10 protein-coding genes are annotated in these 12,848 nt (G+C 39.8%); 7 read left to right on the forward strand and 3 right to left on the reverse strand.

Annotated elements, in window-relative coordinates:
* Window positions 1–682: 682 nt before the first annotated feature.
* The gene (locus ABEQ74_RS07635) at window positions 683–1,750 is read left to right on the forward strand and encodes an AI-2E family transporter (protein ID WP_430121112.1); all 1,068 of its coding nucleotides are present in this window, start codon (window positions 683–685) and stop codon (window positions 1,748–1,750) included.
* 237 nt (window positions 1,751–1,987) lie between these two features.
* On the opposite strand, the gene rbsK is transcribed toward ABEQ74_RS07635, so the two are convergent.
* From rbsK to ABEQ74_RS07650, 3 genes are all read right to left on the reverse strand, one after another.
* Window positions 1,988–2,926 carry a ribokinase gene (gene rbsK, locus ABEQ74_RS07640; protein WP_430121114.1) on the reverse strand — a complete coding sequence of 313 codons (939 nt, stop codon included), beginning with the start codon at window positions 2,924–2,926 and terminating at the stop codon, window positions 1,988–1,990.
* Between the two features lie 106 nt (window positions 2,927–3,032).
* Complete coding sequence (locus ABEQ74_RS07645) at window positions 3,033–3,962, reverse strand: nucleoside hydrolase (protein WP_430121116.1); 930 nt, start codon at window positions 3,960–3,962, stop codon at window positions 3,033–3,035.
* A 23-nt stretch (window positions 3,963–3,985) separates the two neighbouring features.
* Complete coding sequence (locus tag ABEQ74_RS07650) at window positions 3,986–5,167, reverse strand: NupC/NupG family nucleoside CNT transporter (RefSeq protein ID WP_430121118.1); 1,182 nt, start codon at window positions 5,165–5,167, stop codon at window positions 3,986–3,988.
* Between the two features lie 325 nt (window positions 5,168–5,492).
* Between ABEQ74_RS07650 and ABEQ74_RS07655 the strand changes: the two genes are divergently transcribed.
* The 6 genes from ABEQ74_RS07655 (at window position 5,493) to ABEQ74_RS07680 (ending at window position 12,740) form a co-directional block, all read left to right on the forward strand.
* Complete coding sequence (locus ABEQ74_RS07655) at window positions 5,493–6,584, forward strand: carbohydrate kinase (protein WP_430121120.1); 1,092 nt, start codon at window positions 5,493–5,495, stop codon at window positions 6,582–6,584.
* Window positions 6,585–6,836: 252 nt separating this feature from the next.
* Window positions 6,837–8,531: a methyl-accepting chemotaxis protein gene (locus tag ABEQ74_RS07660; protein ID WP_430121122.1), complete on the forward strand. Its 1,695-nt coding sequence runs from the start codon at window positions 6,837–6,839 to the stop codon at window positions 8,529–8,531.
* A gap of 185 nt (window positions 8,532–8,716) precedes the next feature.
* Entirely contained in the window at window positions 8,717–9,970 is a 1,254-nt protein-coding gene (locus tag ABEQ74_RS07665) for a mechanosensitive ion channel family protein (protein ID WP_430121124.1), read from the forward strand.
* A 552-nt stretch (window positions 9,971–10,522) separates the two neighbouring features.
* Complete coding sequence (locus ABEQ74_RS07670; RefSeq protein ID WP_430121126.1) at window positions 10,523–11,560, forward strand: hypothetical protein; 1,038 nt, start codon at window positions 10,523–10,525, stop codon at window positions 11,558–11,560.
* On the forward strand, window positions 11,557–11,814 hold the full coding sequence (locus ABEQ74_RS07675; RefSeq protein WP_430121128.1) for an acyl carrier protein: 258 nt from the start codon (window positions 11,557–11,559) through the stop codon (window positions 11,812–11,814). Before ABEQ74_RS07670 ends, ABEQ74_RS07675 begins: the two co-directional genes overlap by 4 nt.
* A 35-nt stretch (window positions 11,815–11,849) precedes the next feature.
* On the forward strand, window positions 11,850–12,740 hold the full coding sequence (locus ABEQ74_RS07680) for a glycosyltransferase (RefSeq protein ID WP_430121130.1): 891 nt from the start codon (window positions 11,850–11,852) through the stop codon (window positions 12,738–12,740).
* The last annotated feature ends 108 nt before the right edge of the window (window positions 12,741–12,848 follow it).

Genomic DNA, 12,848 nt, shown 5'->3' on the forward strand with positions numbered 1-12,848 from the left:
ACGTGTTGGCATTAAGGTGGGACACTCGATCGCATGAATAACATGCTTTGAGGCGATTTTGCTGTGGATAAGAGGGTTTCGGCGGCTGCTAGGAGTGGAAGAGCAGGCTGAATGTTGAATGATGCTTATCACAAAGCTATGTAATAGCACGAAAAATAGGAGAGCGCTTTAAGTAAACCATTCGGTAGGTATAACTCTGGAATAAAGGATCTCAGCCGTTTTTAAACGGGTATAATGGGATGATAGGACGTTTTTATAACGTAGATTGGAGCGTAAGGCAGATATAAGGAGTGGGTGTATATCTTTATAGAAGAAAACTATTAAAAATCTCTATTGGCATTCGAAAGTTTCAATAGTTCTGTTTCATGCTTTAAGGGAGAGGGGAGTTACGTCGGTCGATACTCCTCTAATTTACCATTGATTTCCTTTTATTGATATAGCAAAGAATGTCGAACTAGAACGATTCGGTTAAAAGTACATGTGAATTTTTACATATCCGCTTTTCACTGATGAGATTTTTGAATTTATAAGTCAATAAATTTGAAAGAAATCATATCATTAAACAAAAACTGCTCAAGTGCCGACATTTCATAATGTAACAATCTTCATATATAATTGAACTGTCTAAGTTGAACTCCGTAAATCATTAGATAACTAAAATACAATTAAATGAGGGAAGCGAATGAATTTTTTGCGGGAGTTTTTTGCTAACAACATAGTAAGAAGAATTCTGTTCCTCCTACTTGTCGTTTTATTGCTGTATAGCTTAAGAGGTATGCTCAATTTGCTGTTGTTGCTGTTTCTTGTTACCTTCGTCATGGGACGCCTAGAGCAATTTATTACGAAGAAAATATCTAAGCTGTTTCCTATATCGTCCATTGTCGTTAATACGGTATTGTATGCGGCTTTAATATTTGGGCTTGTATACGGAATTGCCAATTATGTTCCGAAGCTCATTAGTCAAATTTCTGATTTATATTTTTCCATTATCAAATTTCTAAATACACCTCAGTCGGATGAAATTGCTGAGCTTGTCTCCTCCGCGCTTAGTAAGCTGGAATTAGAGCAATACGGAAGTCAGGCACTAAATTATATTCTGAAGCTAGGCAAATGGGCCGAGGTTATCATTTTTGTTATTGTACTGAGCTACTTCTACTTAATCCAGAAGAAAACAGTCAATGACTTTACAGATAAGTTGAGCAAAAGCAAAATAAGCTGGGCTTACAATGAGTTTAAATATTTTGGCCAAAAATTCACCTCTTCCTTTGGTAAAGTGATCGAGGTTCAATTGATGATCGCCTTGTTGAACACGATTCTAACGACAATCGGGTTGTCGATTTTGGGCTACCCTTACTTGTTCGCTCTAACGATTATGGTATTTTTACTAAGTCTTGTGCCGGTAGTCGGCGTTGTGATTTCCTTCATTCCGATCAGTATTATCGGTTACCAGATTGGTGGTATCTCAACCGTCATTTGGGCGATTGTCATGATTTTGATCATTCATGCAGTGGAGACATATTTCTTAAATCCGAAGCTGTATGCGCACAAAACGAAGCTGCCGATGTTCTACACCTTTATTGTTCTTATTTTCTCCCAGCACTTCATGGGGATCTGGGGGCTAATTATCGGGATTCCGATCTTTATGTTCCTGCTCGATATTTTCGAAGTTGATCAAAATAACGCGGTATCATCAACAAATGAAGCTGCACAGCTTCCAGGAGAAAACGGTGGAGATCCTAGGAGCAACTAGAGCGATTGATAGCACGTTATTTAGGCAGAGCCGTTGCCGGATTCGCTGCGTCAGGCGCTGTTGGTTGAGTACGAGGGAACACTTTAAATGAATGTTTAATGTAGATAGCAATAATTAGAGGGTAACTTTGAGGATAGAAATATAGTTTGTACAATTATGATAATAGCCCAGCAACCATAATGGTTACTGGGCTATTATTAATAATGAGAAAGCCATTTCCTCATATGAACTGCATCTTTAACAAAGTGATGCCTGGACGATGGACCAGTCGAATGTCTCAACTTTTTCAAGCGAGGGCATTCCGGCTTGGGCACCAAATTTGGTGACAGCTAAAGCGGAAACCTTGGTGGCAAAATGAACGGCATTATCCAGGTCTTCTCCTGCGGCTAAAGCGTAAGCCAATCCGCCGTTAAAGGAATCCCCTGCGCCGGTCGTATCGATGACGGGAACCCGGTATGCCGGAATGTCCGTTATATGCATATCCGATTTCATGTATCCTGAACCTTGCGAGCCTAATGTAGTAATTACATGGCGTGGACCCATTTCCAATAAACGTTTCGCCGCTTCCTTCCATTGCTCCCCCGACGTATCCATTCCCGTAAGCAGGCCGAGCTCTGAACGATTCGGGGTAATGTAGTCCGTATGCTTCAACAATTCTTCCGGCAAGTCCCTGGCGGGGCCTGGATTTAAAATGACCGTTCTGCCATGACGTTTGGCGACTTCTGCAGCGGCAATCACGGTTCTTAGAGGAATTTCCAATTGCAGAAGAACCACATCGGCTTGTGCAATGAGAGCTTCATGCTGGTAAACATCTTCTGGCAGGCAGTGGGCATTCGCTCCAGGAACGACCACAATTTGATTATCTCCTTGAGCGAGGAGAATAGAGGCAATCCCAGTTGGAACTCCTTCCGCCGTTTTGATCCCACGAACGTCAACTCCGCTTTGCACTAGAGAATTTCGAAGTTCTGCTCCAAAGCTGTCACTTCCCAGCGTCCCGATCATCGTTGTGTGAGCGCCAAGCCTGGCAGCAGCCACGGCCTGATTGGCACCTTTGCCACCGGGAATGAAGTGGACGTCTCTGCCCATGATCGTCTCTCCCATAGAAGGAGAACGCTCTGCCTCAACCGCGATATCCATATTTAAACTTCCAATAACCACAATATTTGGTACTCTCATGACCTCAACTCCTGAAGGTAAAAGTGATTTTACATGGGCGTGATTTATGTCTCTCATGTAAAGTCGCTCTCTAATATCTATGTGCCTGGCTTTACGATATCAGATTCTAGTATTTTTTAAGTGTATCAATCATTAGTTTCCAAAAACCGTCTACATCAAGCTCTAATCCAAACTTAGCATTCACTTTTCTACCCGTGACCCCGTGCAGATCAACTAAGGTTGTACCTGCTGTAAACTCTCCTTTAGTTTCCACGACAATATTGACATCTTTCGTCTTAAACAATTCTGGCGCAATACAATATGCCACAGTCAATACATCGTGTACCGGTGCCCCGTCAAAATCGAACATCTCTTTATACGTCGATGCAAAAAACACTAATAATTCGCCGACTATTTTAGCAACATTATTATCGATTTTATTCACTTCTTCGATAACTTCTTGTGTCGCTAAGGCTTGATGTGTAATATCAAGTCCCATAACTACTGTGGGAACACCGCTATCAAATACTTTTTTTGCGGCTTCTGGATCTGCCCAAATATTAAATTCCGCAGTTGGCGTCCAGTTACCAAATGTTCCGCCGCCCATTATTACAATCTCTTCTATATTGTTCTTGATTTCTGGTGCTTTTGTTAATGCTAACGCAATATTGGTTAATGGTCCTGTCGGAAGAAGGGTAACAGGCTCTGTGGATTCTTTTACAAGTCTAATAATGGTATCAACGCCATGTTCCTCGCTCCAGCTGCGGGAAGGTTCCGGCAGCTTAGGACCATCTAAGCCTGAATCTCCATGAATGCCAGGTGCAGTTTCACGTATTCGAACCAAAGGCTCACTGGCCCCTTTTGAAACCACAACATCATGTAACGAAATCAAATCACAAATTTGTAAAGCATTTTGAGTCGTTTTTTCGATTTCTGCATTTCCGGAAACCGTTGTAATCGCTAATATCTCCAGTTTTGGTTGTACAGCAGCTAAAATAATCGCAATGGCGTCATCATGTCCTGGATCGCAATCCATAATAATTTTTCTTGATGTCATAATCTTTCACCTCTAAGTTTTATTTACATAACTAGTCCCATCATGGTGCCTGAAATTACAGATGCTAAGGTTGAACCTAACAACAATTTAAAAGCAAACTTCGCAACATGATCCCCTTGTTTGTCGCTGATCGACTTGATTGATCCGGAAATAATGCCCAGCGTTCCGAAATTTGCGAAACTAACCAAATATACAGATACAATGGCAATTGTTTTAGAGGAAAGTTGGTTTGTAATTTCACCAAAATGGAGCATAGCTACAAATTCATTTGTAATTAGTTTTGTGGCCATAATTCCGCCTGCTTGTACAGCTTCTGCCCATGGAACACCCATTAAGAAGGCGATTGGTGCAAAAATGTAACCAAGAACCGTATCGAACGATACTTGAAATGCACTTTGAAAAATGACATTAACTAATTGCATTAGGGAAATGAATCCTAATAGCATTGCGGCAACAATAATGGCGATTTTAAAACCATCCATTACGCTTTCTCCAACCACCTGGAAGAAAGGAAGCCTTTCTTTTTCTTCGATTTCAACTAAATCGTCATTCTCATCTAAATCATAAGGATTAATAATATTGGCAACGATAAGAGCACTAAAAATATTCAATACAACCGCAGTTACGACAAACTTAGGCTCTAACATATTGGCATATGCCCCAACCATCGCCATACTTATGGCACTCATAGCTGATGTGCAAATGGTGTATAGCCTTTCTTTAGACAAGAGTGGAATTTGTTTGATAATGGTTAAGAACACTTCCGGTTGTCCAAGTGCAGATGTAGATATGGCAAAATAACTTTCAAGCTTGCCCATTCCCGTAATTTTACTTAAAAACAGACCTAAATATTTGATGACGAAAGGTAATACTTTTATATAGTTTAGAATCCCAATTAAAACGGACATGAAAACAAGAGGCATTAACACGCCAAGGAAAAACGGAGTTTGACCTTCATTCGCCAAACCGCCAAATACAAATTCAATTCCTGCATTAGCAATCTCCATTAGTTTTTCAAACAGCAAGCCCACTTTTGTAATGACAATGATACCTATACTAGTGTTCATCATGACGTAAACTAATATGATTTGTATGGCTAACATGATCAGAACACGTTTGTATTTTATGTTTTGTCTGTTGTTACTTACTAGAAAACCAATAATAAAAACAAGAAGAAGGCCAGTCATCAAGAAAATAAAATTCATGTACATTACCCCCATGTTAGCGCCTGTGTCTTATACCGTTTTCTCTCGTCCGTCTACGACTTGAATAGAAGCCATTGTACACCCCCTGCTTAACCAAACAAAAGTTTATCTAGAAAACATATGTTTAGTATACGCTTCCAAGAAGGTATGTCAAGATCAAAATTTCATCGCTCCTAGTGGATAAAATTAACAGTCTCTAGAATGGGTGTATTTTGCACGGCTCAAACGCTTGAAATAATTCCGAATGTGGTTTTAGTTGTATAATAAAAGAGGGGCTACAAGAGCTCTATGTTCTGAAGAATAGAGGATGAAATGAGGTTGTTTCATGGATAAAGAACAACAGATTTTAGAATATATAAGAATGAATCCTTTTATATCCCAGCAAGAATTATCAAGTAAGGTTGGTTTATCCCGTCCAACGGTTGCTAATTATATTGCTAGCTTGATAAGACGCGGTGAAATTAAAGGCCGGGCCTATATTCTACGGGAAGAATCATCGATTGTTTGTATCGGAGGGGCTAACATTGACCGGATCGCGCGATCGAATCAGAAGGTGAATTTTCATTCATCCAATCCGGTGAAGATTAATGAATCCTGTGGCGGTGCAGCAAGAAACGTTGCCGAGAATTTGAGTCGACTTCGCTGCAATACTGCCATTATGACGTGTGTCGGAGATGATAAAGAAGGCGATTGGATCCTGAATGAAATAAAACGCCAGGGAGTTGATGTTAGTCAAGTTTGGGTACTGCCGACTGAACGAACAGGGGCCTTCATCACTTTATTGGATCAAACGGGTGAGAGTGTTATCTCTATGGACGATATGAATATATACGAAAAAATGACAACTTCCATGTTTGAGGAAAAATGGTCCTATATTGTTTCTTCGCAAGGTGTGTTTTTGGATACGAATATTCCTAAGGAATGTATAAGTTACATCATTAAACGCTGTGCCGATGAACACATTCCCTTGTACATTGACCCTACATCTGCAGCCAAGACACGCAAACTTCCTTTCCTGCTTGACGGAGTCGAGCTTCTGCTTCCCAACCGAGTAGAAGCAGAAGTACTTACTGATATGAAGATTGACTCAATCGAGGATTGTCAGATAGCCAGTAAAAAAATCAGAGAGCGTGGCGTTAAACAAGTTATTATAACACTTGGTGATCAAGGGGCTTATTATTCTTCCGCAGAGGAATCTGGGCATTTGCCTTCTTTCGTAACGGAAATTGTGGATATCACAGGGGTTGGTGACGCGTTTTCTTCTTGTGCCATATATGGGATCATGAACAATGAATCACTGCATAATGCGTGTCAGTTGGGACTTGCCGGTGCTGCCCTTACCCTTCAAACGCAAGAATCGATTAGCACATTGGTAAGACCCGAAAAACTATATGAGGTTATACAGGAGTATTCATGATAATATTCGCTTCCTCGCCACATTACATAAAATCCACAACCATTTAGGTTGTGGATTTTGCTTTTCCGGCACTTTTAGCTTTACGATAAGCTCCGCATGTTCCTTGAACTTGGAAAGCAGTTGACGCAGACTTCTTCGGAATGAGACATAAACGTGTTTATTTAGAAACGGGTATAAAGACCTATCTTATCGTCGAATAAAGTCGACCGATAAAATCTTAACAGGCTTTCTATAAAAAAGGGGTGGGTCATCATGAGGATTTCTACATGGATTAAAGCAATGAGCGGAGTGTTTATTTTACTAATCGTTCTGAATGGGATTAGTGTCTATTCCCTCCAAAAGAGCGTAGCGAATGAACGCGAAACAGTAAAAATGCAAGCAGAATTCAAGCAATTAGGTATTGATTTAGCCAGCTCCTCGAATTATTTGAGTAATGAAGTGAAAGCTTATGTGCAGTTCGGAGAAAAAGTCCACTATGACAACTACTGGAAGGAAGTAAACGAAACCAAAACAAGAGATCATGTAGTAGAGAGTTTAACTGCATTGGATGCGCCTAAAGAAGAGCTGGATCTTATAGAAAAGTCAAAACAAATTTCCGATACCCTTGTTGAGATAGAAAATACGGCCATAAAAGCTGCGGAGGCAAAAGATTTTACCAGAGCTCGGGAGCTCATGTTTGGCAGTGAATACGATGCAATTAAAGAGACCATTATGGAGCCGCTGGAACAGTTTCAGGAAAAGATGAATACTAGGACGGAAAATGAAGCAAATGCTGCAAAGCAAAAAGCGAGCCAAATGCTCACGATAGCTATTGTTTTGCTTGTCATTACATTCGGGGCATTGCTTGTGATTTTTGCTATTATTTATATTAAGTTGAAGCCGCTTAAGTTAGTCAATGAAAAGATCGCCGAAATTGCACAGAGCGGAGGCGATCTTACAGGAAGACTGGATTACTCCGGCAAGGATGAAATAGGAGAAATATCAAGATCCTTAAATGCCATGTTCGAAACCCTGCAATCCATTATTAAAGATGTTCGTAACGCTTCCCACGTTGTATTAAACTCGTCAAGTAAATTGGTTGAAAATACGAAAGAAGCTGCAAGCGCAACAGAGGAAATTACGAGACAGGGGGCCAGTATTGAGCAAGGGGCGACCACCTCAGTGCAGAGCACACTGGATGCTTCGGATGCAATCAATGAAATGTCTATAGGTGTGCAGCGTATCGCCGTATCTGCGGAGGAACTTGCTACTGTTGCAACGGAGACGGAGCAAGAGGCAGCAAGCGGTGTGAACTTCATACAGCAAGTTAGCAAGCAGATGGTCCAAATTAGCGATTCTGTCGGGACTACAGTAGAAATCGTATCCAATTTGCAAGAACGCTCTTCTCATATTGAGGAAATTGTAAATGCAATTACGGAAATTGCGAATCAAACGAGTCTGCTTTCGCTAAATGCATCAATTGAAGCGGCAAGAGCGGGCGAGCATGGAAGGGGCTTTTCTGTAGTGGCCAGCGAAATCCGGAAATTGGCAGACCATTCTTCTGCTTCAGCAGGGCAAATATTCGGATTGCTGCAAGATATTACGAAAGACTCTCAAGAAACAGAACATGCGATGCAGCAAGTAACGAGTGAAGTATTGACGGGACAAAAGAAGATGGAAGAAGCCATTGAATCGTTTGAGAACATATTGAAATCCGCTCAGAAAGTAGCCTGGAAAATTCAGGAGGTTTCCGCTGTTAGCGAACAAATGGCGGCAGGCTCTGAAGAAATTGCAGCATCTGTTTCCGAAATGGCAACTATAGCTGGAGATTCGCTTGCAGGAGTTAAAACAGTGAATGATATGACTGCAAAGCAGAGCTCTTTAGTTCAGGAGGTAGCTTCAGTTACGGACTTGATTAGCCAAAATTCTCGAAGCTTGGAAGCACTCGTTATGAAGTTTAAAGTCTAAAATGAATAGAACATGATTCATATGGTATCAAATAGCACCGATTCGGTGCTATTTTCTTTTGTATGGCCTTACTCCCTTTACTGTTAAACATCTGCCAATTCAACCCAATGCCGCCTCTGGCTTTGCCCCGTTCTAAAAACTCATTTATAATAATAGACTAGTATAAAGTGCGTCAGGAGGCACCAATGGATTTTATCAGAAATCAACTAGACGGATACGGCATGAGCGAACAAATGATTGGATTTCTTTCAAATCTGATCATGGTCGTGTTTATAGCCGTGGTTTCCATACTGGCCAATTTTATAACCAAAAAAATCGTATTGAAGATCATTATTCATATTGTCAATAACAATCGTTATACATGGGATAATATCATTGTCGAGAAAAAAGTGTTCCATAAGCTGTCGCATCTCGTGCCGGCGATTATCATCTATTATTCGGCGTCAATTTTTCCGCCCTATCAAGCATTGATAGAAAAAGCTGCAGGGACATACATGATCATCGTAACCATCATGGTGTTTATTGCGCTGCTCAATGCCTTTGATGCGATATATCGTTCGTTTGAGGTCTCCAAGATCAGACCGATTAGGGGATACATACAGGTGGTGAAGATCTTTCTTTACGTCATCGGCGGCATCGTGGTCGTCTCGAACCTGATCGGTCAGAATCCCGTGATCATTCTTAGCGGGCTTGGAGCCTTATCGGCTGTGCTGATGCTGATCTTCAAAGATTCCATATTAGGCCTGGTGGCAGGCGTTCAATTATCGTCGAATGACATGGTGCGTGTCGGTGACTGGATTGAAATGCCGAAATACGACGCGAACGGCGACGTGATCGACATTACCTTAAACACGGTAAAGGTCATGAATTTCGATAAGACGATCACCATGATTCCGAGCTATGCTCTCATTTCCGACTCATTCAAGAATTGGAGGGGCATGCAAGTATCCGGCGGTAGGAGGATTAAGCGAAGCTTCTATGTCGATACGACCAGCATAAGTTTTTGTACGAAAGAAATGATTGAGGAATTTCAAAAGATTCATTACCTTACCGATTATATCACGACAAAAGTAAATGAAATTAACGCGTACAACATCGAACACCAGATTAATAGAGAAAGCAAAGTGAACGGCCGGCAGCTGACGAATATCGGTGTATTCCGAGAATACATCCATCAGTATCTGAGGAATCATCCGAAAATTCATCAGGATATGACGCTGATTGTGAGACAGTTAGCGCCAGGAGATAACGGACTGCCAGTGGAGATCTATGCTTTCAGCAATGATACCACCTGGGTGGTATATGAATCGATTCAAGCGGATATCTTTGATCACATTTTCGCCATCGCACCGATATTCGGGCTTCGTGCTTTCCAAAATCCAAGCGGCCATGATATCGTCCAACTCAAAGAAAGCCCGGAATTCTCTCGAGGATATTGAGTATGGAAAGTCAGCCGGACTGCTGACTCGCAGCTGAACCGATTGGAGAAATTGGCTTTGTACAGCGTGGATTATTCTTCCTATAATTATTAGAAAAGCGACCAACATTGGTCGCTTTTCTGCGTATTTGTATGAAATCTATGGGATCACTCGAGGATGACTTGATATAAACGGCATTAATTAAGGAGAACTATTGTTAATAAGCGGAACTCGAAGCCAGATTTGGTCAAAAAAGCTTACAAAGAAACACTATAATTACAGTAAAATACTGAGTTGACAATGGTGTTTATGTATAATATATTTTAATTTAGTATATATGGAAAAAGCTGTATTACACCGCGATTATCACCTTCCTCACACTCAACTTACTCTCATTGTCGTTCTCATCATAAATATTATCTTGTTGATTGAACTCAAGGGTCTCTTTTGAAGCAGCTTCTTTGAGTTTATTTAGCTGGCGCAATTAGGTTTATTCGTAGCAAAAAACAACCGTTTCTGTCTGATTATTTATGAATGAAATAGAAGTAGAAAAGAATAAAGGGAGGTTGCAGGTTGAAGTATTCACGTCAAATGACACCGTATAATGATTTCTGGATGAATTGTATATTAAACTCAGCTTATTCTGTTGCCACTAACTTTGAAAGCAGTTATTCCGCTGCAGCATATTTAAATAATTATTCATACACCAGCTGGGGCGCTGCCATAGATATAGAGTTTATGACTCCCACAATTGAAGTTTTAGATTATTCAGATCATTGGGAGAACTTTGTATTGAGTGCGGTGATTGAGAAAGAAATACCAGTTTCCTTTAAAAACCCGCATGATTTTCTTCCGGATCTTCAAAAAATAATCTCAGAGGGGGAAATTGTAAAGCTTAATGTAGATTTATTTTATTGGTTGCCCAAAAACATTGCCTGGAATCGGTTTCATATGAGTCATTACTCCATAATTAATGGTTTTGATGCAGAGACAAAAATGTACTCTGTTCTGGATGATGATGTTGATGGGTATGGCGTTCATCTTATACCTGAGGATCGGGTAGTGCAGGCTTTTATGAATTCATATGCTATGAATGAACTTGAGGGTGAAATCCCTCATGCCTATATCTATGGTATCCGTAAGGACATCCAACCTTTTAGAATGGATAAATCGGAAATTATAAAGCATGCAGAGAGACTGATTGAAGAACTGTCTGTGTTTTCTTTTGATGATCTGTGGAATTTTAAAGACGAGCATAAAGATAATATGGATGAATACATAAGGATTTCTCTCATTGGAGTTAATATTATCGAAAATAGACATATCGGTAATGAGCTTTTGGTAAATAAACTCACTGATCTTAATCTAATGGAAGAAGCAACTTATGAAGAGATGAAATATTGTTTAAAACGTCTCCAGAAGGGCTGGAAAGCTATTAAACAAGTATTTATAAATAATTTAGTGTCTGAACATAAAGAGATAAATCTAGAATTAATTAGGAATAAAGCGAATGAAATGTTAGACATTGAGAAAAAAATGTGGTTAGCCATCGTAGAAGAAAGAGATATGGAACTAGAAAATAAAGAGACTAAGCGAGGTGTAACATTGTGAGCGAAGAATTAGTACAAAAACTTAAGGAAGTTTTTTCAAAACATGGAGTATCTATTTCTGAGAATGACCGAGATATGTCGATTGATGACTTTTTTGGGATGGATTCGATTACATATGTTCAGATTTTAAATCAAATGGCGAGTGATTTTGGCATAAAGATTAACGATGCTGACTTGCTTTCAGGAGATTTAACCACATTTAATAATATCCTTGAATTTATAAATCAAAAACAAATGACGAACGAAGTCCGATAAAACCAAATTTATAATATTCATCAGGGGGTCTTCAAATGAGTAAACCTGCTATATCCGTTATTATTCCAACCTACAATCGATTGGGTGGTTTAAAGGTAACATTGGATTCCTTAGTAGAACAGAGGCTCGACAAAAATAGTTATGAGGTTCTGGTTTGTGATGATGGCTCCAGTGAAGATACCTATTCACTAGTTAAGCAATATGAAGATCGTCTGCGTATTATTTATCAATTTCAAGAAGATAAGGGTTTTAGAGCTGCAGCAGCAAGAAATATGGGGATCAGAGAAGCCAGTGGTGATGTTTGCTTATTTATTGATAATGGCATCATTCTGCATAAGGATGCTTTAAATGAACATATAAGAATTCATGGCGAGCATGATCAGCCCTGTGCTGTTGTAGGTTATGTGTATGGGTTCGATGTGTTTGAAAGTAATCAGGAAGAAATTATCCATATTGTTGAGGAAAATTCAATTGACGATGCGATTCAACTGTTAAGTCAAAAAGGAATACTGGATGTAAGAGAAAAATTTTATAAAGAATTCTCTGATGATATCGATAAGTTGCCTGCACCGTTTGTATTGTTCTGGACATGTCATGTATCGATGAGCAGGAAATCATTAATAGATGTAGGGATGTTTGACGAAAACTTCACAACATGGGGAGGGGAAGATTCAGATATTGGGCTGGCCATGCAAAAATATGGTGCAAAATTTATACTAGCTAGAAGTGCAATGAGTATTCATTTTCCTCATAAAAAAGAATTTGATTTTGCTAATGAAACCGATGTTGCAGATCGTCATGTTGATGATAAAAAAATGTACTTATATAGGAAGTATCCAACAAGAGCTGTTTGGTTATGGAATGAAACGGACGATGATGTGGAACTCATTAAAATGTTATTAGAAGAGCAGAAAATAGGAATATAAACATGAACTGTGTAGTCCAATATAGACATTTTTGATTTCCTCTCGCCGAGTGCCGATCGTACTTCTATTTTACACAGCGAGTCAAGAATGTCTTTTTTTATTTAAATC

The organism is Paenibacillus solani (assembly GCF_050475945.1).
Taxonomy (GTDB): domain Bacteria; phylum Bacillota; class Bacilli; order Paenibacillales; family Paenibacillaceae; genus Paenibacillus_AQ; species Paenibacillus_AQ solani_A.

Coding starts and splice junctions, on each gene's coding strand:
- ABEQ74_RS07645 (WP_430121116.1), bottom strand. CDS start 3,962: ATGACATCAAGAAAAATTATTATGGATTGCGATCCAGGACATGATGAC.
- ABEQ74_RS07665 (WP_430121124.1), top strand. CDS start 8,717: ATGGATTTTATCAGAAATCAACTAGACGGATACGGCATGAGCGAACAA.
- ABEQ74_RS07680 (WP_430121130.1), top strand. CDS start 11,850: ATGAGTAAACCTGCTATATCCGTTATTATTCCAACCTACAATCGATTG.
- rbsK (WP_430121114.1), bottom strand. CDS start 2,926: ATGAGAGTACCAAATATTGTGGTTATTGGAAGTTTAAATATGGATATC.
- ABEQ74_RS07660 (WP_430121122.1), top strand. CDS start 6,837: ATGAGGATTTCTACATGGATTAAAGCAATGAGCGGAGTGTTTATTTTA.
- ABEQ74_RS07650 (WP_430121118.1), bottom strand. CDS start 5,167: ATGAATTTTATTTTCTTGATGACTGGCCTTCTTCTTGTTTTTATTATT.
- ABEQ74_RS07655 (WP_430121120.1), top strand. CDS start 5,493: ATGGATAAAGAACAACAGATTTTAGAATATATAAGAATGAATCCTTTT.
- ABEQ74_RS07635 (WP_430121112.1), top strand. CDS start 683: ATGAATTTTTTGCGGGAGTTTTTTGCTAACAACATAGTAAGAAGAATT.